This window comes from Aquimarina litoralis (genome assembly GCF_039523995.1).
GTDB classification, from domain to species: domain Bacteria; phylum Bacteroidota; class Bacteroidia; order Flavobacteriales; family Flavobacteriaceae; genus Aquimarina; species Aquimarina litoralis.
Genome location: NZ_BAAAGE010000002.1, coordinates 204,988 through 228,467 on the forward strand (window position 1 = coordinate 204,988; position 23,480 = coordinate 228,467).

Annotated in this window: 22 protein-coding genes; 9 read left to right on the plus strand and 13 right to left on the minus strand. The window is 32.3% G+C overall.

Annotated elements, in window-relative coordinates; genetic code table 11:
- The first annotated feature begins 41 nt into the window (after positions 1-41).
- Both ABD077_RS09850 and ABD077_RS09855 read left to right on the plus strand, forming a co-directional pair.
- On the plus strand, positions 42-431 hold the full coding sequence (locus tag ABD077_RS09850) for a hypothetical protein (RefSeq protein ID WP_343912150.1): 390 nt from the start codon (positions 42-44) through the stop codon (positions 429-431).
- A gap of 19 nt (positions 432-450) precedes the next feature.
- Complete coding sequence (locus ABD077_RS09855) at positions 451-1,377, plus strand: AraC family transcriptional regulator (protein ID WP_343912151.1); 927 nt, start codon at positions 451-453, stop codon at positions 1,375-1,377.
- Between the two features lie 54 nt (positions 1,378-1,431).
- Here ABD077_RS09855 and ABD077_RS09860 read toward each other — a convergent pair whose 3' ends face one another.
- A complete protein-coding gene (locus ABD077_RS09860; protein WP_343912152.1) occupies positions 1,432-1,959 on the minus strand; it encodes a hypothetical protein in 528 nt (175 codons plus the stop codon).
- A gap of 136 nt (positions 1,960-2,095) precedes the next feature.
- Between ABD077_RS09860 and ABD077_RS09865 the strand changes: the two genes are divergently transcribed.
- Positions 2,096-2,689 carry a YdeI/OmpD-associated family protein gene (locus tag ABD077_RS09865; RefSeq protein ID WP_343912153.1) on the plus strand — a complete coding sequence of 198 codons (594 nt, stop codon included), beginning with the start codon at positions 2,096-2,098 and terminating at the stop codon, positions 2,687-2,689.
- Positions 2,690-2,701: 12 nt separating this feature from the next.
- Here ABD077_RS09865 and ABD077_RS09870 read toward each other — a convergent pair whose 3' ends face one another.
- The 3 genes from ABD077_RS09870 to ABD077_RS09880 all read right to left on the minus strand — a co-directional run bounded on the left by ABD077_RS09870 (position 2,702) and on the right by ABD077_RS09880 (position 6,817).
- Positions 2,702-5,239 (minus strand): PQQ-dependent sugar dehydrogenase, encoded by a 2,538-nt coding sequence (locus ABD077_RS09870; RefSeq protein WP_343912154.1) that lies wholly within the window; start codon positions 5,237-5,239, stop codon positions 2,702-2,704.
- Positions 5,240-5,311: 72 nt separating this feature from the next.
- Positions 5,312-5,971, minus strand: a complete 660-nt coding sequence (locus ABD077_RS09875) for an alpha/beta hydrolase (RefSeq protein WP_343912155.1) — start codon at positions 5,969-5,971, stop codon at positions 5,312-5,314.
- Positions 5,972-6,010: 39 nt separating this feature from the next.
- Positions 6,011-6,817: a hypothetical protein gene (locus tag ABD077_RS09880; protein WP_343912156.1), complete on the minus strand. Its 807-nt coding sequence runs from the start codon at positions 6,815-6,817 to the stop codon at positions 6,011-6,013.
- A gap of 567 nt (positions 6,818-7,384) precedes the next feature.
- Here ABD077_RS09880 and ABD077_RS09885 point away from each other — a divergent pair.
- The 4 genes from ABD077_RS09885 (at position 7,385) to ABD077_RS09900 (ending at position 10,610) form a co-directional block, all read left to right on the plus strand.
- Positions 7,385-7,738 carry a hypothetical protein gene (locus ABD077_RS09885; RefSeq protein ID WP_299602131.1) on the plus strand — a complete coding sequence of 118 codons (354 nt, stop codon included), beginning with the start codon at positions 7,385-7,387 and terminating at the stop codon, positions 7,736-7,738.
- A gap of 28 nt (positions 7,739-7,766) precedes the next feature.
- Positions 7,767-8,636, plus strand: a complete 870-nt coding sequence (locus tag ABD077_RS09890; RefSeq protein ID WP_343912157.1) for a type IV pili methyl-accepting chemotaxis transducer N-terminal domain-containing protein — start codon at positions 7,767-7,769, stop codon at positions 8,634-8,636.
- A gap of 109 nt (positions 8,637-8,745) precedes the next feature.
- Positions 8,746-10,059, plus strand: coding sequence for an alginate export family protein (locus ABD077_RS09895; RefSeq protein WP_343912158.1), 1,314 nt, complete (start codon positions 8,746-8,748; stop codon positions 10,057-10,059).
- Positions 10,060-10,262: 203 nt separating this feature from the next.
- Entirely contained in the window at positions 10,263-10,610 is a 348-nt protein-coding gene (locus ABD077_RS09900; RefSeq protein WP_343912159.1) for a DUF3887 domain-containing protein, read from the plus strand.
- 16 nt (positions 10,611-10,626) lie between these two features.
- Here the strand turns inward: ABD077_RS09900 and ABD077_RS09905 are convergent, their stop codons facing one another.
- From ABD077_RS09905 to ABD077_RS09925, 5 genes are all read right to left on the minus strand, one after another.
- Positions 10,627-10,956 (minus strand): DUF4870 domain-containing protein, encoded by a 330-nt coding sequence (locus ABD077_RS09905; RefSeq protein ID WP_343912160.1) that lies wholly within the window; start codon positions 10,954-10,956, stop codon positions 10,627-10,629.
- Positions 10,957-10,972: 16 nt separating this feature from the next.
- Positions 10,973-12,223, minus strand: coding sequence for a dihydroorotase (locus tag ABD077_RS09910; protein WP_343912161.1), 1,251 nt, complete (start codon positions 12,221-12,223; stop codon positions 10,973-10,975).
- Positions 12,220-14,145, minus strand: coding sequence for a vWA domain-containing protein (locus ABD077_RS09915; protein ID WP_343912162.1), 1,926 nt, complete (start codon positions 14,143-14,145; stop codon positions 12,220-12,222). The genes ABD077_RS09910 and ABD077_RS09915 overlap by 4 nt, the downstream gene beginning before the upstream one ends.
- Positions 14,146-14,234: 89 nt before the next feature.
- Positions 14,235-14,645, minus strand: a complete 411-nt coding sequence (locus ABD077_RS09920) for an RDD family protein (RefSeq protein ID WP_343912163.1) — start codon at positions 14,643-14,645, stop codon at positions 14,235-14,237.
- 112 nt (positions 14,646-14,757) lie between these two features.
- Positions 14,758-15,279, minus strand: a complete 522-nt coding sequence (locus tag ABD077_RS09925) for a porin family protein (protein ID WP_343912164.1) — start codon at positions 15,277-15,279, stop codon at positions 14,758-14,760.
- A gap of 174 nt (positions 15,280-15,453) precedes the next feature.
- On the opposite strand from ABD077_RS09925, the gene ABD077_RS09930 reads away from it, so the two are divergent.
- Positions 15,454-17,010, plus strand: coding sequence for an NAD(P)/FAD-dependent oxidoreductase (locus ABD077_RS09930; protein ID WP_425545859.1), 1,557 nt, complete (start codon positions 15,454-15,456; stop codon positions 17,008-17,010).
- Here ABD077_RS09930 and ABD077_RS09935 read toward each other — a convergent pair.
- The 4 genes from ABD077_RS09935 to ABD077_RS09950 form a co-directional block, all read right to left on the minus strand.
- Positions 17,007-18,224 (minus strand): GAF domain-containing sensor histidine kinase, encoded by a 1,218-nt coding sequence (locus tag ABD077_RS09935; RefSeq protein WP_343912165.1) that lies wholly within the window; start codon positions 18,222-18,224, stop codon positions 17,007-17,009. The two genes, ABD077_RS09930 and ABD077_RS09935, sit on opposite strands and share 4 nt — an antisense overlap.
- A gap of 341 nt (positions 18,225-18,565) precedes the next feature.
- Positions 18,566-19,339, minus strand: a complete 774-nt coding sequence (locus tag ABD077_RS09940; RefSeq protein ID WP_343912166.1) for a TIGR02757 family protein — start codon at positions 19,337-19,339, stop codon at positions 18,566-18,568.
- 41 nt (positions 19,340-19,380) lie between these two features.
- Positions 19,381-20,049, minus strand: coding sequence for an ABC transporter ATP-binding protein (locus ABD077_RS09945; RefSeq protein ID WP_343912167.1), 669 nt, complete (start codon positions 20,047-20,049; stop codon positions 19,381-19,383).
- 55 nt (positions 20,050-20,104) lie between these two features.
- Positions 20,105-22,537 (minus strand): DUF5916 domain-containing protein, encoded by a 2,433-nt coding sequence (locus ABD077_RS09950; protein ID WP_343912168.1) that lies wholly within the window; start codon positions 22,535-22,537, stop codon positions 20,105-20,107.
- A gap of 147 nt (positions 22,538-22,684) precedes the next feature.
- On the opposite strand from ABD077_RS09950, the gene msrA reads away from it, so the two are divergent.
- Positions 22,685-23,227, plus strand: a complete 543-nt coding sequence (msrA, locus tag ABD077_RS09955; RefSeq protein WP_343912169.1) for a peptide-methionine (S)-S-oxide reductase MsrA — start codon at positions 22,685-22,687, stop codon at positions 23,225-23,227.
- The last annotated feature ends 253 nt before the right edge of the window (positions 23,228-23,480 follow it).

Below are 23,480 nucleotides of genomic sequence, written 5' to 3' on the forward strand. Positions count from 1 at the left end.
TATATTCTTTATATTCAACTCTGTTCTATAAAAATAGGTAGATGGGGAAATATAAAGATGCCGAATGGTATATAAAAAACAGCAAAGAGCTTATACAAAAGTATGGTGATATTCCACCACCATGGATATATGCACCTAATGCCCATCCATATAGTGTTGGATGGAGAATGGGTGGAGGAGAAACGCATATCATGATTTTGGATGAATGGTTAGATCAACAAGATTTATCTTTTGATGAGCGTGTAACTTATCTGAAAAAGTATCCTAATCCTGCGAGATGGTATCAATGGATCATACACTTTTTGTGGGAAGTTGATTCTTATGAATTTACAGAGTCTGATTATATTCCATATTTTGAAAAACTTGAAGAATTAGGTTTTAAGAATACAAAAGATTTTCACCAGGATCTTAGTAGAGAAGATTTAGATTAAAAAGTGGACAATAAATACTATGGAGTTTGATTCAGAACAGTTTCTAAGGAAAGAATATATTCAGAGAATTAATTTGGTGCTTGAGTATATTGATCATAATCTCGATAAAGAGTTGTCATTAGATATTATTTCAAATGTAGCTTCATATTCGTCATTTCATTTTCATCGTATTTTTAAAGCCATCATAGGTGAAACCTTAAACTCCTATATCGGAAGAAGACGTTTAGAAAAAATAGCTTCTATCCTAATGCATAAGGAAACAGTAAGTATAACCGAAGTAGCTTTTCAGTTTGGTTTTAGTAGTAATTCTTCACTAACTAAAGCGTTCAAAAAGTTTTATGGAGTAAGTCCAAGTGAGTTTAGAAAACAGCTTCCCAATAAGTTTAGCAAGATCGGAAAAGTGAAAAGCAAGAATGGAAAAGAAGAGCTGTTGTTTGAGCAATACATTTGTAACATAACTAATCACTTAAAATGGATTGAGATGAATACAAAGATTGAAATAAAAGAAGTACCAGATTTACATTTAGCCAGCATTACACATATTGGAGTAGAAGGTATCGAAAATACTTTTGAAAGACTCTTTAAATGGGGAAAATCCAATGGTGTAATGAATGACAAAGAGACTAAAGTTGCAAGGGTATTTCACGATAGCTTTAAGGTAACTTCACCAGATAAAGTGCGAATGAGTATCTCTCTATTATTGGATCATAAAATTAAATCTGAAGGAGAAATACAACCACTTACTATTGTTGGAGGAAGAAGTATCGTAGCGAGTATGGAAATTAAGCCAAGTGATTTCGAGAAATCTTGGAGTAGTTTATTTGTTTGGATGAATGATCAAGGGTATACAAAATCAGAGAAAACTCCTTTCGAAATATATCATAATGATTTTAGAGAACATCCAGAAGGAAAGTTTTTGGTAGATTTTTATATTCCTATACTATAGATCTAATATTCAATAAGATTGGTATTCAATGTTGGTTTGGTACTACTAAGGAATTTAGTTCATCATTGAATATTTTCTATAATTACGAGTAGATAGATATTCCTTTTTGAGATTTCTTAAGAATGTAATTACCTCCTCTTTTTGGGGGTAGTTTTCTTTTAGTGGATCCATAAACTCTTCATCATTTACTGTTAATGCGATGTACCATGTGCCACTTCTGGTGGTGTAAATATCTTCCATTATCGGGCCATGATCATATCTTGATAGTACTCCGTCAATTACCATTGGAGCTAAATTTACCATATTGGAAGTTCTTTCAACTTCGTAAAAAGTAAAATAAAATTCTTTTTCATCTATTTTAAAAGGAACATTCCATTGGACATTTAGATCATTTAATTTGAATTTTGCGTTCACGAACTTATAGAACTCATTGGCGTCTTTAGGGTCTTCAAAAATAAAAGCACCTCTTTTAGGAAGTTGTTTTTTAAATTTTTTACCTGTAGTGACCTTATAATCCTCAATTCTTGGAGCAATTTTCGTTGGAAAACAAGAGTTACACAATAGCATTAATAAAAGTCCCAAAATTAGAGTTCTTATTGTTTTAATTTTATTTTTTTTGATTATCAAGTTTTATACCATAGTTTTCTTATATGTAAAAAGATATAAGTATATTGAAGTTAATCAATGAATTATGTGAAAGTTAGAATCAAAAAGAGGTATGCAGTACAATACATCAGTAGAAGAATTTATCTCAAAAAAGCCAGAGTGGGTGAAGAGCTTGCAATTGCTTAGATCCATTATGCTAACTACCGAAATGGAAGAAACTATTAAATGGGGAGTCCCAACGTATACAATCAATGGTAAAAATATTGTTGGTATAAGTGCTTTTAAGTCTTATGTTGGAATATGGTTTCATCAAGGAGTTTTTTTGAAGGATCCCTATAATCAGCTAATAAATGCACAAGAAGGGAAAACCAAAGGTTTAAGACAATGGAGGTTTGGTTCTTTTGAAGAAATAAACAAAGATCAGGTGTTAGCATATGTGTTAGAGGCAATACAGAATCAAAAAGAAGGTAAGGAAATAACTATCGAAAGATCTTCTAAGGAAATAGAAATGCCATATCATCTGAAAACGGAGTTAGAACATAATAAAGAACTAAAAACAAGTTTTAGTAAACTAACGCCTTTTAAGCAAAAGGAATATATGGAGTATATTTCTACCGCAAAAAGAGATGCTACTAAAGATGCTAGATTACAAAAAATAATACCAATGATTTTAAAAGGCATCGGCCTAAACGATAAGTACAGATAATTTTTACCGTTCTTATCTCTTTATAATTTTTAAGGTTTTCTTGTCTTTTATGGTAAGAAAGTACATTCCGGTTTTTCTAGTAGAAATATCCAAGGAATTACTATACCCTTCTCCTATAATCTTCCCCGTAATATCTGTAAGAATCCAATCAGTTTTTTCTGGAAGTTCTACAATACCAGTGGTAGGATTAGGATAAAGATGCACTTGCTCTTCTTGTATATCCGGAGTGCTTAACACGCTATCTGATATCCATTGAGCAGTATTATTAGCATTATTTGCACCTGCTATAGAGAAATTACCTCCCGCGAATAATGTATCGGTATCAATAGTATTGGATGCAAAACTTAGCGTGTTTATTTTTACATTAACACCAACATTAGTATTTGTTCCTAGTGCTTGCCATCCATCAGTTTCACTCCATCGAGCAATATTATTAACGATAATACTAGTAGAGTTATCAATATTGGCGGTATCGAAAGCACCTCCCACATATACATGATTTCCATCGTGGATTAGCGTATTTACAATATTATTTACGCCATTATCCAAACTAGACCAACTAGATGAGGTTTTGTTCCATCTGGCAATACGATTTACGGTTTGTCCACCCGCAATAGAGAAGTTCCCTCCAATAAAAATATCATTTCCTGAAATTGCGATCGCTTCAACAAAGCCGCTCGTTCCTGTTCCAAGAGTACCCCAATTGCTTCCATTCCAAGTGGCAATTCGATTCGCGGTCGTATCACCGGCTTCGTCGAAATTTCCACCAACATACAATATCCCATCTGCGTCTACAGCTAGAGATCGTACTTCATTATTAGTTCCTGAAACTGAGGAAGTGTTATCTGTTAGAGCTGACCATGAGGCACCATTCCAAGAAACAATATTTCTAACTGTAGTACCATCAACAGTTTCAAATACACCACCTACATAGACAAGATTGTTATCTATTTCTATGGCCGCAACAGTACCATCGATCCCAGAACCTAAAGCCGACCAAGAAGTTCCATTCCACATAGCAATATTATTTGCAGCAACACCACCAATTTCGGTAAAACTACCTCCCGCGTATAGATTGCCATTTGCAGCAATTTTAAGAGTATTAATCGTGCCGTTAGCACCGGTACTCAATGTTCTCCATCCAGAAGATTCATTCCAAACAGCAATATTATTTGCATCTATGTTTCCAGCTTCGGTAAAAGTACCACCATGATATACATCTCCGTTGCTATCTGTCGCTATGGCTTGCACTATTCCATTAGGAATTCCTTGGTTAAGAGAATTCCATTCTCCGATACCATTTACAGCAGTTCCTAATGGGGCAGAGGTACCATCCACAAGCTTGTATAATTGAGCATTGCTTCCATAATCACTAAAGTAGAGTTCTCCATTTTTATCCGCTCCGAAAGATGAGACAAACTCTCCAGAAGTATTAAATAGTAATGTACTGCTTGCATCTCCGGTAGATGGATTATAATCTAAGACCCAAACTCTTCCACTTACATAATCTCCGAAAATATATTTTGAACTAATATCTGGACTAAGACTTGTTATTTCGGAACCTCTATAAACATATCCACCTGTTATTGATCTATCTCCCTGATTTCTATTATAAAAGTGTACAGGGAATTCCGTAGGTCCTGAAATAGTAACACTACTATTGGCTACAGCATTAGCTTCGAAACGACTCCAACCATAGTTTTTACCATTTTCAATAAGATTCACCTCTTCAAAAGCACCTTGTCCTACATCAGCACCCCATAATCTTCCTGTAACATCATCAAAAGAGAATTTCCAGGTATTTCGTATTCCATATGCATATATTTCGTCTAATCCAGTTACTCCGACAAAAGGATTATCGCTTGGTATTTCATAATTTCCATTTGGTAAATCGGGATTGGTTTCAACAGCATTATTTCCATCTAAGTCCACATCAATTCGTAAGATACTACCGAAAACAGTATTTTTATTTTGTCCATTTCCTTCAGGATCATTTCCACCTCCACCATCTCCAATAGAAATGTATAGATATCCATCAGGACCAAATTCGATTTTACCACCATTATGATTGCTATTATTTTGGTTTTTATCGAACTGAAAAATGACTAATTCACTATTGGGATCTACAAAATTAGGGTTTGTAGGGCTGACTGTAAATCTAGAGAGTACCATTCTAACAGTAATTCCTGAAACCGGACTATCAGTGGTATAGTATGTATAAAAATATCCATTGGTGTCATAATCTGGATGAAATGCTAATCCTAAAAGACCCACTTCTTGTCCATCTCTAAATCGCACACGGTCAGTAATATTTAAAAAAGTATCAACTTCACTCTCCAGTACATTACTTCTTCTTGGAAACACCTTAACTCGTCCTCTTTGTTCTAGAATAAACATTCTGTCGGTTCCATCTCTTGGAGACTGAATTTCTACCGGAAATTCAAAATCGATATTTGGAAAAGCATTTTCATACGTGATCTGTGCTGTTCCTATTAAGGTAAAGGACAATAAAAAAAATAGGAAAACAATTGGAGTAGTTAGTGTTTTCATTTGAAGAGTTTTAAGACCTGTGGTTTTAATTCAACGAAAACAATAACCGTTTAGTATAACATGAGTATACTTTTACAAATGTTTAGCTAACCAATCTTTAAATTGATAAAAATTTTGTGGTGCTATACCATGACCTACTGGGAATTCATTAAGTGTGGTTTGTATTCCGAGTTCATTTAATTTAATAGGAGCTTTTCTTGCCCAATCAATAGGAATTACTTGGTCCACACTACCATGAGAACAATAAATATTTAGATTTGAAAAATCCTGATTTTCGTAATTTTCTTTAAGAATATCTTCATTTAAATATCCACTTAGCGCAATTACATTTTTTACTTTATTAGGATAAGATAATGCAACTGAATAACTGAGTATGGTTCCCTGACTAAAACCTAATAATGTTACATTGCTGGCATCTAATTGGTAAGCTTCAATAGCTTCATCGATAAAATTGGAAATCTTATCACGAGATTCTATTGCCTGTGCATCATCACTAAATTTTCCTTGAGCGGCATCAAAATAGATAGCATACCAAGCATTTCCATACGGTTGCATAGGATAAGGAGCTCTTACAGAGATGATGCATAACTCTTCTTGTAACTCTGGTGAAAAAGAAAATAAATCATTCTCATCACTACCATATCCGTGAAACATAAATAAAACAGGGGTCTTATCACTTTTTATAGTTGGAGTTTTAATGATATGATGTAATGATAGTGTCTTAGTTTGCATATTGCTAATTTTTTTATATCAGACTTAGCTTATCGAAGTCTATTTTAATTGTAAATGAATATGATCATCGTGTCTTACTGCTTGACATCCGTGAAATCTTATTTTAGGATTTGTTAGATGTAATCTGTTTTTTAGATGAGGTTCGATAAAAATTTTACCAACTTTCTTTTCATTTACGCTCGCCAAAATTAAATCTTTTGTGGCGGTTTCAGAAAGTTTCAATTGATTATTTACAAAACCAAATGTTACGTACTTGGTAAAGTCATATTGCCAGTATCCTTTTTTCTTACATCTATGAGTTTGATCAATTTCATTGCCAACAGGATTTACAAAAGCACCATATCCAAATAAGGAAGGCTTTTTATTAGTTAGTTGATTGTCTACATCTTTATAAATGAATGAGATATCTATTTTTTTTCCATCATTGTGACTAAGATGAGGAAGCAAAGGGAATTTATCTATAAATGGAAAATTAGCATCTAGATATACCAATTTGATATTAGAATGCTTTAGACTTATTTTTTTAGCAATTGCTTGTATGGAAAGATTTAAATCGGGAGTAACGTAATTTCTATTGGATAGTATAGTAAAAAATGAACAAGCTTCTATGTATTCGGTATTTTTAATTTTCTCTCTACCAAATAGTGGTGCTAAATAAGGGACTAAAATAAAAGTACATATTATATAGGTTACAAAGAATATACTGTACTTCTGTATTCTGTATACTTTATCTTTTTTTATAAAAAGTATTTCTATAATCAAATAGATGATACCTCCAATTTGGGTAAGTAGTGTTAATAAAAGAGCTAATAGAAATTTCCCTAGGATTAATAATATCTTATTCATTAAATAATGTAGCTTTATTCTTACTAATGTAAATTGTGTTTAAGTGTTTATATTGTTGAAATTCAATATTTAATGCTTAGTACGTAACGATTTCACTCTTTTTTGTTATATAAAAGTCGCTTTATTTTTAGATTAAATGTTAATAATGTCGATGAAATACATTTACAATTGTTAAATATGTGTTAAAACAATAGTTTTGTTACGGTTTAACCATAATCTTAACATAGATTTAAGAAATTTTTGATATTCAACGTTTTTATAAACTTATGATATGATTAAGTTTATTTATTTGAAAAATAGGTGTTTATGTTGTTTTGAAACAATCTAAACGTTCTTTGTTAATGTACTATTATTTAGTTAACTGGATTAGTAAAAAATTATTATTGATCATATAAAATATAGTTATCGATTATATAGAGCTACCTAACGTATGCAATTTGTACTTCGTCGATTAGCGATGTGTTTTAAAGGATTTCTGGATAATTTTAAGTCATACGTTAACTATTTCGAAATAACCAAAGTGTAACTAATAACGTTAAATCTTATAATATTTTAACCCTAAATCTTATGAAAAAAATTACTCTTTTATTATTAATATGTATTTGTTCTAGTTTTATTCAAACTGAGGATAGTTATAAAATGACTGTCACTAAGATTGCAGATGCATATAATGCCAATGATGCAGATCAGATATTTGGATTGTTTTCTCCCGAACTTCAATCTTCATTCACATTAGATAAAGTAAAAACTTTTATCACAGATAATCATAATAAAAAAGGTAAGATGGGATCCTCTTCATTTTTAATGGATGATGAAGGTACTAAACATTATTTAATGGAATTCGATAATTCTTCTACCATATTGATATTAGGATTATCGACCGATAATAAAATCACTCAACTAGCACTAGAGGAATACTAAAATTAATCTCAATTTTAAAAATTAAACAATGAAAAATAGTTTTACATTTAAATTTATGATATTATTCCTATCTATTGGAATTGGAATATCTAGCACGAATACGATGTGCGCACAACAAAATATGAAATATGGAATGTTAACTTTTAATAAAGCGGTTAATATTTCAGGAAAACAAAGAATGTTAAGCCAAAAAATGGCAAAATCATATCTCTATCTGGTTGAGAACCCTAGCGATGCAAAAGCTAAAAGAGATCTTTTAACAAGTAAAATCATTTTTGAAAAACAAAATGGAATTATTAGACAAAATTCTGGATATAAATTAACCAAAGATCGACTTACTAAAGTAGATAAAATTTGGATTGAATTTAAAAAGCTTATTGAAAGCACACCAAATTACGATAATGCTAAGAAAATCATTGATCTAAATACAGATCTGTTAAAAGCTACAAATGATGTGGTGTCAGCAGTTATTGTAGAGTCAAAAGGAGCTAATAAAAGTGATGATAATTTATTAGAAGATGAAAGTTTAGGAGAATCTGATTTGGAGCTTAAAAAGATGATCAATATGGCAGGTAGACAGCGTATGTTATCTCAACGATTGGCACTGTATTATTTTGCAAATCAAACTACTCTGAAGACTAAAAATTCGGAGTCTATGCTTGGTAATGTTTTTAACGAAATTGATGGAGCTATTACAATGTTATTAATTTCTAATTTTAATAATGAAAAGATTGATGAGAAATTAGGAGTTGCCATGACCAAGTGGGAGAATGTAAAAAACAATAAAGAGAAATTGATGAATCAAGGTTTTAAGCCTTCTGAGATGTATCAAATTAGTAATGATTTAACAAAGGCTTTCAATGCAGTAACTGGATTATATGAAAAAGTAAAAATATAATTACAAGATTAAGTCAGGTTTAAAACGGGGAAAAATGCGTATTTTAATCAAGTGTTAAATACGCATTTTTTTTACCAATATTTCAAATTAACTCAAAAAACCACTTAAAATGAAAAAAACTTTACAATTAGTAATTTGCACTTTACTATTATGTATTAGTACAATTACGTCACAAGAATTAAGTATAGATGCAGACATAAGGCCACGAGCAGAATATTTGCGAGGTTTTGGTAACCTTGTTCCTTCTGGAGTGGATGCTGCTATTTTTGTTCAACAACGTTCTCGATTAAAATTTGGATACAAAGCAGACAAATTTGCAGCGTATGTGAGTGTTCAGGATGTTAGTGTATGGGGAGATACGCCGCAGATCGCCGCTGCCGATAATAATAATAGTTTCTCACTGGCTCAAGCTTGGATAGATTTTAAATTTGGAAAAGGATGGTCTACAAAATTAGGAAGACAGGCACTATCTTACGATGATCAAAGAATCTTAGGAGGGTTGGATTGGGCAATGCAAGGAAGATTTCATGATGCAGCTTTAGTTCGCTATAAAAATGATAGCGGTTTTAAATTAGATCTTGGATTCTCTTTTAACCAGAATGGTCTTAGTAGAATAAATACCTTATTTGATCCTAATAATGATGGAAATGCTAGAGCAGTATTTGATTATAAAGGCATGGCATACGCTTGGTTGCATAAAGACTGGGCTAAATTTTCTGGGAGTTTCTTGTTTGTAAATAATTCTTACCAAAACCTTGATCCTGTAGATGGACAAACACCAATCGATGGTACAGTAAACAGACAGACTTTTGGAACACATTTGGTAGCTAAACCGGCAAATGGATTAAAAATTGCTGTAAACTTATATGGACAAACAGGAAAATTTACAGAAACGGTGGATTTATCCGCCTACAATGCTGCTCTAGAAGTAACTTATAAGCCTGGAAAAACACTATTTGGCCTTGGAGGAGAAATCTTAAGTGGTGATGATAATGGAGGAACTGATGGAGAAATTAAATCGTTCTTCCCAATTTTTGGAACCAACCATAAGTTTAATGGATATATGGATTATTTCTTTGTTGGAAATCATGCTAATAGTGTAGGATTACAAGATTTATATGCTAAAGCGGTTATCAAGACAGGAAAAACAAATAGTTTTTTAGCTAAACTTCATTATTTTTCTGCTGCTGAGGACATTGCTGGAACAGATGATAAGTATTTAGGTACAGAATTGGATCTGGTATTTACTCAAAAAATATTATCATTTGCTACCTTAAAAATCGGATATTCTCAGATGTTCGCAGGAGAAAGTATGGAGGTGCTTAAAGGTGTTACAGATTCAAGCGGTTTGCAAAACTGGGGATGGGCAATGCTGGTAGTAAAACCAAATTTCTTAAAATGGAGTCCTAAACCGGTAGAATAGTTGCTTATCTATAGAGTTTTAAAAAACTGAGAAATCAATTTCTCAGTTTTTTTTATGAATTTTATAAAGATTGTCAGCTTTTTGTTTATAAAATTAGATTATTCTTATTTGTAATATACGTATTAATACTTACTTTTGGTTTTGAAGAGTGGAATATTCCCTTTTTAGACTCTCTTTTAAAACCTAATTAAGTAGATCGTACCATGAAAAAACTTTTTTTTATTTGTTTGTTGTTTTGTTTTCAAATTACAGTAGCACAAACAGATGCAGATTATGAAAACACCTTAAAAAATATTGTAGCCTCTTATAATGCTAGTGATGCTCAAAAAATTTTCGATCAATTTTCTGCAGATTTACAAGCAAGTTATCCATTAGATAAGTTAAAAGCATTTTTAACAAAAACACTAGAAGATCAGGGTAAATTTTCTGAGTTTGATTTTATGGATAAAGATGGAGGTCATCGTTATCTGATACAATCAGAAAGTGATTCGATTATTTTAGTAATAGAATTATCTCCAGATTTAAAACTCACCAAATTTACAACCGAATAATTTATAGTTTTTGTAATTATTTAATAGAAGAGAACCATTGCTGGAACTGTTTACCTACCAAAGGAACCGTTTTTTGTTCTTCTCTTACTGCGGTAATAATACCGTAAAACCATATGACGAATATAAAAACATAAAATGATGAGGAGATGAGCCATGAGTCAAAAATACTTACTAAAGCTCCAAGTAAATAAAATCCAATATTGATACCTAATGCTTGTCTGATATGAAAATAAGCAAAAGTATTTTTATCCTCTTGATTCATAAAAAAGGCAATGATCGTTCCTATTAAAGTAAGGTAGGCTACAACGGCAGCTGTTTTACCTTGTTTTGCGTAATCTGATTCCATAATTTGCTTAGTATTATTATATGATTCCTTTTCCGTTAGAAATTACTCCATAAACATTCCCCGTAATTTCTTTTCCTAGAAAAGCACTGTTTTTGGAAGTAGAAAGTACATGGTCTAATGAGAAAGTAGTAGTTCCTTTGGGATTAAACAGTGATAAGTTCGCTTTATTTCCTTTATCAATAGATAGGTTTTCTACTTTAAATACATCTCTTCCACTGGTCAATACATTTATAGTTTGTTCTAGACTTAAAATACTATTTAAAATTCCGAAAGTACTTTCTAAGCCAATGGTACCGTACTTAGCATTATCGAATTCTACTTTTTTATGTTCAATATCTATAGGTTGATGATCACTAGTAACCATATCAATCGTTCCATCCTTGATACCTTCAAGCAATGCTTCTATATCTTTTTGTGTTCTTAAAGGAGGCAGTACTTTATAGTTGGTATCAAAACTACTTAATTCCTGATCGGTAAGATATAAATGATGTGCCGAAACACTACAAGTAACTTGTAATCCTTTTGCTTTTGCTTCTCTTATGAGCTGTACAGATTTTGCTGTAGAAATGGTAGGAATGTGTAGTTTTCCACCAGTATATTCCAGTAAAAACAAATCTCTTGAGATTTGTAATTCTTCCGCAAGCGCTGGAATTCCCTTTAATCCCAAAAGTGTACTTTGTTCCTCCTCGTGTACCATGCCTTTTCCTGCTATATTATTATCCTGAGGATAGGAAAGTACTAAACCATCAAAGTTCTGAGCATATAATAAGGCTATCTTAAGTAAATTCGGATTTTGAATAGCTTTTTTATAATCACCAAATGCAATAGCACCTGCTTGCTGCATATCATATAGCTCTGCCAGATCCACACCTTCAGATTTTACTGTTAATGCTCCAATAGGGTACAAGCTTACAGCATTTTGTGATGATTTTCCTTTTAAAAATCCAACAGAAGCACTGGTATCTGTAATAGGTAATGTGTTAGGGTTTAATGCAATTCCTGTAAACCCACTTTTTGCCGCAACAAAAAGTCCATTTTCTATAGTTTCACGTTCCTCATAACCAGGCTCACCATAACTCACACTGCTATCAAACCACCCTTTAGAAACATGAAGATTATGTAGTTTAATTTCCTCTACATTTTCTGAAACTTCTAATAAAGCATCTATATCTTTTATGATTCCATTTTCAATGAGAATATCTACTGTTTGATGATGAAAAGGAGAGGAGGGATCAATAACAGTAGCAGCCTTTAATAAGAAATTCATTTGAGATATTTTAGTAATAAGATTTCAATTAATAAGAAAATCAAAGCAAAAATAATAAACCATTTCCAAAGTTCGTGAATACTGGTTTCTTCTTTTATTTCTTCAAATAGATTAGAAACCGAGTCACTAACTTGATACGAATAATTTGTGGAGAGGTTATAATATTGTAAATGACTCTCTTGATTATTATAATTATAACTTACATGTTGAATAATATTTTCCTTGTCTTTAAGCGCATAAATACCTGCCTTCGAAGGAACATCTTCAGTAGTAATTTTTACTTTAGAACTAAAACTTTGCTGCAAAGGAATACTACTTTCTTTATCTGATTGTAAAGATAAAATACCATCCTGACCTAGAGAAATAGGAACATCATAGGTATTTGTTTGACCAATGATATAGGAAATATCCGGTAACTTTAAACTTTGCTTACCAATGTTATACAAAGTAGGTACTATTAATGGTGAATTTTGGAAATTGGAATTCTCGTCATTTAATGAGGCCGTAAATACATATAGTGCATTCGTTTTATACAGGAAAGGCGCTTTGTCTTCATACGAAATGATAGTATTATTTGGAGAAGCTTGATAATAGGCGTTAACTTTTGGATACTGAAAATTAGTTACGGGTTTATCAAATACTCCTTTATACAGTGGATGAGAAAAGTTAATTCCAGTTATTTTCTTTTCCTGTGTTTTCAGAGAAAAAAAACTCTCCGCAGAAAAACTATTAATCAATTGTTGATAAGAAGCCAAGTTACCATCTGTTGCCGGAATAAAACAAATACTTCCTCCTTGGTCTGTAAACTGTTTAAGTGTATTTATTAAAGAAATAGGTATTTGTTTTAGTTCATTAATGACAACAAGATTGGCATTACTAATATCATTATAATTAAGTTCATTGAAAGGAGTACTAATCAACGAAAATTCATCTTTTGTATAAATGTTTTTTAGAAAAGCATCCTTGGCTTCATTGATCGCAACTACTTTTATCTTTTCTGGGGTATTAATCGTAAAGTATCTATAGTTATCAAAGGTTAGTGCAGGATCCTCGATCATCACACGTCCGTTGATTTTAGTATTTTCATCAATTTTAAATTCTGTACGAGCAGTACCATTGGCATTTATCGGAATCGTTGTTTTTGCAAGAAGCTTGGTGTCATTATATAAAGCAACGGCAACATTATCGGGTTTTTTGTCAGCATTACTTAGAAGAGCATTAAGAACAAGCTCATTATTTTGATTACGATTAACGTATAAGCTATCAATAGCGATGTTTTGTTGTGTTACGGGTTTGAGTTGAACAAGATTTGTTTTAATAGAAGAATCGGAAGGTATGTCAAAATTCTCATCTTTTTGCTGAAAATCAGACACCATAATCATTCGTTTCAATGTTTCTGGAGTATTTCCAAGCAGTTCCTTTCCCTTTAGATAAGCAGCAGTATAAGAGATTTGGTTAGAAGTATACTCTAATTGCAAAAGATCATTGAGGATGTCTTTTTTGTTTACTTGTCTAAATGTTTCTGTATTGGTAAAGACGGATACGGTTTCATCTTCGGTTAAAGAACTTAATAATTCTTGTACGGCACGTTGTAACAAAGGGCCTTTTGCGCCTTTTGCCTGCATGCTAAAGGAGTTGTCTAAATAAATCGCAACTTCACTTTTTTTATTTACAATTTCTTCAGAAGCTAGAAATGGTTGGGCAAATGCAATAATAATAGCAGCAAAGATAAGTAACCGTGTAATTAGCGTAAGCCATTTTTTGATTTGTGAACTCTTACGAGTTTGTATCGTTACTGCTTTTAAAAACTGAACATTGGTAAAAGGTACTTTCTGAAAACGTCTTAGCTGAAATAAATGAACTATGATAGGAATAATAAGCGCAAATAAAGCATAAAGGAATTCTGGGTGTTTAAATTGCATTCGCGAGTAACGTTTGTCAAATATACTATAAGATTTGATATTGACGGTTTAGGGTTAACTAATTTTTAGGTAAGATAATTCTTAGTATTCTATTTATGTACTATTACAATGGATTTTACCAATGAATCATGAATCGCTTGTTGCTTTTCATTCCCCATAATAGTTAGTAATGAAATCCATCCTAATAAGGCTTTGACTACATATCTAATAAAAGCTAGTGGAAACGATATGTTTTTATTAGGGTTGTTTTCTCTTTTTACACTAATTCCGATCAACATATGGCCAATAGTTCTGCCAAAAAAGCTAATGCATAATGGGTCATAAAGCAAAAAAATAAATATAAATGCTACGATCCTGAGGTTATCAGAAAGATCCTGAAATAATGAAAAGATATCTGTGATTATGATCATAAAAATAATCAAGACTATTGAATCTATAATTATAGCTTTTACTCTGTCGAAAAGACCAGCATAGACTTCTACTTTAGTTACCTGTTCCATATGTTTTAATCAAATAGTTTTAAGAAAGCTGACAAATTTTGTCGCCTATTTGCTTAAGATACAAAAAGCGGAAGAATCCTTCCGCTTTTTCTAATCTTTAAATTACGAATTGTTATAAGAAATAATACCCAACAGAAAGTTGAAAGGTACCATTTCTAACATCGCTATTGTCAACAACATCTGTAATACCAAAATTATACCTTGCTTGCGCAAAGAATTTTCCAAATTCTACTCCAGCACCAGCAGCTGCACTTACATCAAAACTTTTAGTTTCAATAGCATCGGCATAATCATCATTTACTAATATTCCAAACTGAGGACCTGCTTCAAAACTTAGAAATTTCAAGAATTTATATTTTACCAAAATTGGAATATTTACATAATCAATGTCCAAGTCATCAGCTCCTTGAGCAGAATATAAAAGTTCTGGTTGTATCGCAAATTTACCCGGTAATCCTATTTGGGCAGCAACACCTATATGATAACCCGTTCTGGCATCAAGATTTGAAGGAACATTATCTCCATTGATGGTAGATAAGTTGATACCTCCTTTAATTCCCAATTTTAAACTTTGAGCATTCGAAATTGAAGTAAAACCGATAAGCACAATGGCTAATAAAAATAGTTTTTTCATAAGTTAAATTGATTGTTTGTTCTAATCAAATATAGAAACTTAAACATTAAAAAGAGTTAAAGTTATCTTTTAATTGGGTGAGAGATTGTATCGATTTTTTAATCAATTGATTCTAATACAAATAAATTTGTGTAATAACATTGTATCTTCGCAGAAAAAATATCTCCCATTCCTTTGCAATACGAATTTAGCATACAAGTATTACCCGAAGTAGCAGGAAATCCCGATATGTTACAAGAACAGGTATCAAAACAAAATAAAATACCTATTGAAGATATTAGACATGTGGAGATCCTAAAACGATCGATAGATGCTCGTCAACGTGTAATTAAGGTAAATCTAAAGATAAGGGTTTATGTACATGAAGAATTTACAGAAAAGCCAATTTTGTTACCAGATTATCCAGATGTATCTAATGCTGCAGAAGTAGTGATTATTGGAGCTGGCCCAGCGGGGTTATTTGCAGCATTGAAGTGTATAGAGCTCGGATACAAACCCATTGTTATAGAAAGAGGTAAAGATGTACGAAGTAGGAGAAGGGATCTGAAAGCAATTAATCGAGATCATATAGTACATGAAGATTCTAACTATTGTTTTGGAGAAGGAGGTGCAGGAACCTATAGTGATGGTAAATTGTACACAAGGTCTAAAAAAAGAGGTGACGTCAATCGAATTTTACGGCTTTTAGTCGGTTTTGGAGCTACGGATCAGATTTTAGTAGAAGCACATCCACATATTGGTACAAACAAATTACCTGGAATCATTGCGGCTATAAGAAATAAGATTATAGATCATGGTGGCAAGGTACTTTTTGAAACAAGAGTAACAGATTTAAAAATTGCGCATAACGAAATACAAGGTATTATTACGCATAATGGAGATATTATAGATGCCAAAAAAGTCATTTTGGCTACAGGACATTCTGCTCGTGATATTTTTGAATTATTATATCGCAAAAAAGTTGAAATAGAAGCAAAGCCTTTTGCTTTAGGGGTGCGAGTGGAACATTCACAGCAATTAATTGATCAGATACAGTATAAATGTCCGACTCGCGGTCCTTTTCTTCCTCCATCGCCATATAGTATTGTAAAACAAGTAGGAGGAAGAGGAATGTATTCATTTTGTATGTGTCCAGGAGGTGTTATTGCTCCTTGTGCGACGAGTTCTGGTGAAGTAGTCACGAATGGATGGTCGCCATCTAAAAGGGATCAACCTACCTCTAATAGTGGTATTGTGGTTGAACTTCGATTGAAGGATTTTAAAGATTTTTCGGAGTATGGTCCTTTAGCGGGAATGTATTTTCAAAAAAGTATAGAACAACGTGCATGGCATTTAGCCGGAGAAACGCAGAAGGTACCCGCTCAGCGATTAGTAGATCTTACAAACGGAAGAGTATCCACTGGTTTACCTGAAACTTCTTATAAGCCAGGTTTAAGTTCTATTGATATGAGTGAAGTGTTTCCACAATTTATTTATGAAACGCTAAAAGAAGGTTTTAAGGCTTTCGATAAAAGTATGCGAGGTTATCTAACGAATGAAGCAGTTGCACATGCTCCCGAATCTAGAACATCATCGCCTGTTAGAATTCCTAGAGATCGAAAAACGTTAGAGCATACTCAAATAAAAGGTCTGTATCCTTGTGGAGAAGGAGCTGGATATGCTGGTGGAATTATTTCTGCAGCTATAGACGGAGAAAAGTGTGCGGAAGCCTGTGTTGCTAGTTTATCTTAACTTTCTATTTTCTTTTTGATAGAAAAATCAAAAATTGTTTGAACACCTAAAGTAGATTGTACCTTAATGCGTCCTCCTAAGGATTCTACTAGTTTTTTAACAGTAGAAAGACCAATGCCATTACCTTTATTTCCACTTCGATCTGTACCGTTTGCAGTCGTAAATAAGTCAAAAATGGTATTTATTTTGTCGTTAGGAATTCCCATACCATTATCAACTACTTTAAAATAATAGAACATCTTATCTTCACAATGTTTGATGTCTATTAGAATATGATCTTTATCATTATACTTTATACTATTACCAATAAGATTGAAGAATATTTGTTTCAGAGCAGACTTATTACATTCTAAAGTAGGATTAGATTCTGGAAAATTAATGGTACAATCTGGTTTAATACTTAATAATTCAGCTATTTCTTTTAGTAAATGATTTAGTTTGAATAATTCTGGTTTATGTTGTGCAAGGCTGTCACTTTCATAATGGTCGAGTACATCATTGATATAATCACTCATCGTAAACGAAGACTGTTTGATATATTCAAAATACTCTGAAGTTTCCTGATCTAGATCATTCGCTAATTTTAGTTTTAACAGATCCGATGTGGTAATTACATTAGCTAAAGGCATTTTAAGATCATGAGATATTACTCTTGCGAAATCTTTTAAAGATTCATTTCGCTTTCTGAGTTTATTCTCTATTTTTTCTAGGTCTTTGTTCTTTTTATTGAGTTCAAAAAGAATCACTACCTGATGAGCTAATGATTTTAATGCTTCCAATTGCTTATTGGTAAGTTCTTTAGGTTTGCTATCGATAACACATAAAGTGCCTAACGCGAAACCATTTTTATCTATTAATGGAACTCCTGCATAGAAGATGATAGTTCCGTCCAATGTATATGGATTATCCTTGAAACGAGAATCCTTTCTAGCATCAGTTATAATCAAAGGGGTTTCAGGTTGTAAGATAGAATGTGCACAAAAAGAATGATCTCTATGTATTTCTTTAGTACTAAAATTATGTGCAGACTTAAACCATTCGCGATCTGAATCTACTAGAGAAATTAGCGCTATTTCGGTATCACAAAGGTAGGCTGCAAGTGTAGTAATTTCATCAAATTCATTTTCAGGTTCTGTATCCAGTATATCTAATGAATGTAAAGCTTCAATTCTAAAATCTTCATTTATGGGGAGTCCGGGTATAATCATCTTCATCAAGAATTGCCTTGTGTGAAACAATTCTTAATAAAATTAACAAAAAAATATTAAAAATTAAGATTTACCAATGTGTATTCGACCAAACGTTCATAAAAAATTAAAATCCAATTCTTTTTTATTTAATTTCAAGAAAATCTTGTGTAGAGTTTTATTATACTCTTGGTTTAATGTTTTAATAAACAATATGTTAAAGGAGATATTGGTTTGTGAAGTAATAATCCACAAAATAGAGCAAGAAGTTGTAAGTTAATTTTATAACTGCGTAAGTTTTATTGAAGCAAATGTATTATGGCAACTTCCTTAAGAACTTTAGGAGAAGGTTTTATGATTATTCTAAACTAAAATTTTTCAAAAACACCCAATCCAAATAATGCATAGTCATATTTTACAGGGTCTGATGGGTCTAATAATCGTAAGTTATTATCAAGGAGTCGCAATGTTTTGGCATCATTTTGCTTTCTACTGATTAGATGTAATTTTCTAGCGACATTACCAGAGTGGACATCCAATGGACAAGAAAGTTGAGAAGGAGAAATATTTTTCCAGATACCTAAATCTACACCAGCTCTCGCCTCTCTAACCATCCACCTAAAAAACATATTGATTCTTTTAGCTGCAGAATTTTTATGTGGGTCACTAACGTGTTTTTCAGTTCTTGGTAAATGTGGGAGGCTAAAAAACTCATTTTTAAAGTAGTGAATAGCATCTTGCAAAAATTCTTCCTGGGCGTATTGCTTAAAGAATCCTTCCATATCACTGTATTTTGTATAGAGGTGTTTAAGCGCTTTGATAAAGTGTAAAAGGTCTTTATCATTAAAAGTTCTATGTACAAAACCTTCTAAATTTTCTAAATCAGTATTTGAATGATTCATTACGAAATCATATGGAGAGTTTCCTAGCATTTCCATTAATCGATGCGCATTAGTGAGAATGCTTTTACGATTACCCCAAGAAATAGTAGCCGTTAGAAAACCAGCTATTTCAATATCTTCTTTCTGAGTAAAAAGATGTGGTATCTGTACAGGATCTGTTTCTATAAACTTTGGCTGTTCATAGAAGGCAGCTTTTTCATCAAGAAATTCTTTAAGCTCTTTTTGGTTTAATTTCTTCACAAGATCTTAGATCAAATTGCTATTCCAAAAGCAAAGGAAGGTTAGGATTTATCAATTATTTTACCATCTACCATAACCAATTTTCTGTCTGCCATATCAGCAAGTTCTTCATTATGAGTTACGATCACAAAGGTCTGTCCGTATTCATCTCTAAGTTTAAAGAATAGTTTATGAAGGTTTTCTGCTGATTCACTGTCTAGATTTCCAGAAGGTTCATCTGCGAAGATAACTTTTGGGTTGTTTATTAATGAACGTGCCACCGCAACTCTTTGCTGTTCTCCTCCTGATAGTTCACTAGGTTTGTGATCACATCGATGTGATAATCCCAAAAACCCTAAAAGCTCTTTAGCCCTTTTTTCGGCTTCATCTTTAGGTACTTTCTTGATAAATGCAGGAATACAGACATTCTCTAAGGCTGTAAATTCTGGTAGTAATTGATGAAATTGAAAAATAAAGCCAAGTTGTTCGTTTCGGAATTTTGATAATTGTTTTTCTGATAAAAAATTGATGATATTGTTGTTAATAGACAAATCACTTCCTTTTACTTCAGAGGCTCTATCTAAGGTTCCTAATATTTGTAATAAGGTAGTTTTTCCTGCTCCAGAAGCTCCTACTATAGAAACAACCTCTCCTTCTTTAATATGAAGATCTACACCTTTTAATACATGTAAATCACCATAATTCTTATGAATATTTTTGGCTTTTATCATCAGTTCAATTTGTACAGATGGTGAAATTAGTTAAATATCCTAAAAATCGCCAAAATTATCCCTTAAAAGAACCTTTTAAATTATTAACATCCAGAAAATAAACCACTCTTAAAGAAAGTGTATGTTGTATAGGTTGTGCAAATAGATTATCCAAACTTTCTGAATAATTTATTGTAGAAAGTTGATCTTGATTAAAAATTTGATTTCTGTAGAGTAGGGTAGCTTCACTTCCTGGAGCGAATCTCCAACTAAAACTTAGATCAAGATTCCAGATATTGAAATTGGTATTAGGATCATTGTCAGAAGTGTCATATTCAATTTGTGTTCTACCACCGTTATCATTTAAGACATAAAAAACATTTTCGGAATAATCAGCAGTACTCCAAAAATTTCTAAAACGTAGATTGATGGCTTTATAAGGATCAAAATTATAACTAGCACTTAAGGAGTTTTCGATAGTAGTAATGTCTCTTTGTCCTAAAAATACATCGGTATCATTATTATCAATATATCCAAAATTTCTTTTGCGAATAGAATAGTCAGTAGTCCAAATCATTAATAATTTATCCGAAAAACGATATCGCGGAGAAAGATTCATACTGTAGGTTTGTTGATTATCTTCGAACCAATTTCGATGGAAAAGACGCACATCATACGCGAATTTTTTTCGATAATCAGAAGATACCCACATATTTACTCCAAGGTTTTCACTGAAAGTTACAAAACGTCCATCTACACGAGGCTCAAAATAATCATCTGTATCTGAATCATAAATGGTAAACCCACCAAAAGCAAAACGCTCGCGAGTAACAAAAAACCAATCTACTCCAAGAGAGTTCGATGTTTGAACACTTGGATCATATAATCTACGGTGTCTAGCGAAAAGATTAATCCTATAGTTATTAAAAACTTTAGTAGGTTCAAAAATTTGATAAGAGGTACTTATTCTAAAGCTGTTAAAATTATTTCTAAAATTCACACCTAGATCGTTGATATCAAACGTGGTGTTTGCGAGATCGTGCCCAAAACCATATCTCCATTTTCCTTTGATACGATCAAAATCTAGTTCTGATCTAAATCCAGCAATATTATCTCCAGGAAGATTTACCTGACTAACAATAGATCTACCTGTTAACCGATATGAATTTGCTTTATTCGCTAAATTCCATACTAAACCGGTTACATTGGCATCTCTAAAATCACTTCCATTTCTGGTAACATTGGTATTAATGAGTGATAAAGAAGAATTTTGATTAAACTGTTGGTCTAGCACAAAGATATTGTAGTTAGCCAAGGGCTCTACTACCTTAGATCGTTGTTCTCCGGTGATAGTATCCGTAATTCGTACTTCTGTTTTTTCGGTAATAGCATTAAAAAAACCAATACCTAGATTGTCTTTGGTTCTACCTGATATTTTCAATGCATTTAAAAGATTCACTTTTGTAGGAGCATCTTCGGCAACTTCATTCTCATTTAGATCTTCATCAGAGACAAAACCAGTCGGTCCGTTACCAACTCTTCTAGAAAAGAAAATTCTTCCTTTATTAAATAGTTCTGTTCCTTCTGTAAAAAATTGCCTATTCTCTCCGAATGTTTGCTCAAAAGGCCCCAAATTTAATCGAACTTCGTCAAATGCTGCTTGACCAAAATCAGGTATCAAAGTAGCGTCTAGAGTGAAACTATCACTTAAACCATATTTTACATCCACTCCTGCACTAAAATCAGTTTCTGTTTCACCGTCAGTGGTAGAAACCAAACCTTGTACAAATGGGAAGAATGTAAGTCTAACAGGTGGATTAATATTTTCTACTCCTTTTACAATTCCGTTGTATTGCGTGCGTTGTCCTACTTCGTTATCAATAAAATTCCAGGAGTGGGTTTCATTTCTGTTTTGGAAGCGTCTAAAAAAGTTAATACTCCAGTCCTGTACTTCCACTTCTGGAAAACGTAAAGCATTATAAGGAATTTTAAACTCAGCATACCACCCTTTATCATCATAGGAAATTTTGGCACTAAAAACTACATTGTAACTAAAATCTTCATTAAACTGATCAGCTCTAGCATCTCCAATCGTTCCAGCGCTCGTTATAAAGAATCGGGTTTCATTAATCCCGTCATTGTAGGTGTTTATCGAAATATTAAAAAAATCTGCTTGTGCAAAAACATTATCTCTCTGACTAAATTGTTTTAAGATTTTATCTGGTTGATCATCATATAAATAGGCAGCAAAATATACAGCTTTGTTGTCATAAGCCATTTTTACTTCGGTTCTTACATTATCGGGTATAGTTCCTTCATTTCCAGGTTGCCACATTTTGAAGTCTCCAGATGGCTCTATGTTTTGCCAAACATCGTCATTTAAAATACCATCAATTTTAGGGGGAGTAGATATTCTATGAGCAGTAATTTGCTTTTTTTCTTGACCAAATAAGTGAAAGGCATGCAATAAAATTAGCACACTTAAGATAGGGCGTATGTTTCTTTCCATATTTTGTAAAAAAATCCTTACTTTTTTGACTTATTTGCAAAACTATGCTTTACAGATAAATGACGTACTAATGAAAAGTTAAAAAGCGTCATAGCTGTTTACGATATATGTACATTCGTTTAACAATACTTATTTTTTAACAATATTATGGGAAATAATAACTTACATACAGCTGTTTTTGCTGGTGGTTGCTTTTGGTGTACTGAGGCTGTTTTTCAACGATTACAAGGAGTAGAAAAAGTTATTTCTGGATATACGGGAGGAACTATTAAAAATCCTGCTTATCGCGAAATTACTACAGGAAGAACTGGTCATGCCGAAGCTATCAAAATTGATTTCGATGCTGATCAGATTACTTTTTGGGAGTTATTAGAAGTTTTTTTTGCAACTCATGATCCTACTACGCTAAATAGACAAGGTGCCGATCGAGGTACACAATACAGGAGTGCTATTTTTTATGAAAATGAAGAACAAAACAAGCTAGCACAACAAATGATAGATTATTTAAATGCTGAAGGTGTTTTTGATAATCCAATTGTTACCGAAATAACTCCGCTTGGCCCATTTTATAATGCAGAAGAGTATCATCAGAACTATTATAACCAGAATAGTGAACAAGGTTATTGCCAGTTTGTGATTAATCCCAAACTAAGTAAATTACAAAACACTTTTAAGAGTAAATTGAAGTAGCAAGAATTGCTTTGTTTTTCATAGATTTTGTAATTAGTTTCATCTTCAAGTAATTTATCGTTTCATAGAATTAGTTAAAAACTATCCAGTAATTTAAGTAATTGTGAAGTAAACTTTTCCTTTATATTAAATTGTTACTGACTTTTCTTCTTTCTCCAAGAGGTTAATATATTTAGCACAATAATCATATTGGTGCTTGTCCTGATATTCTATTCGATTCGTAAGGTATTAACTTGATTGTCTATCTCAATTA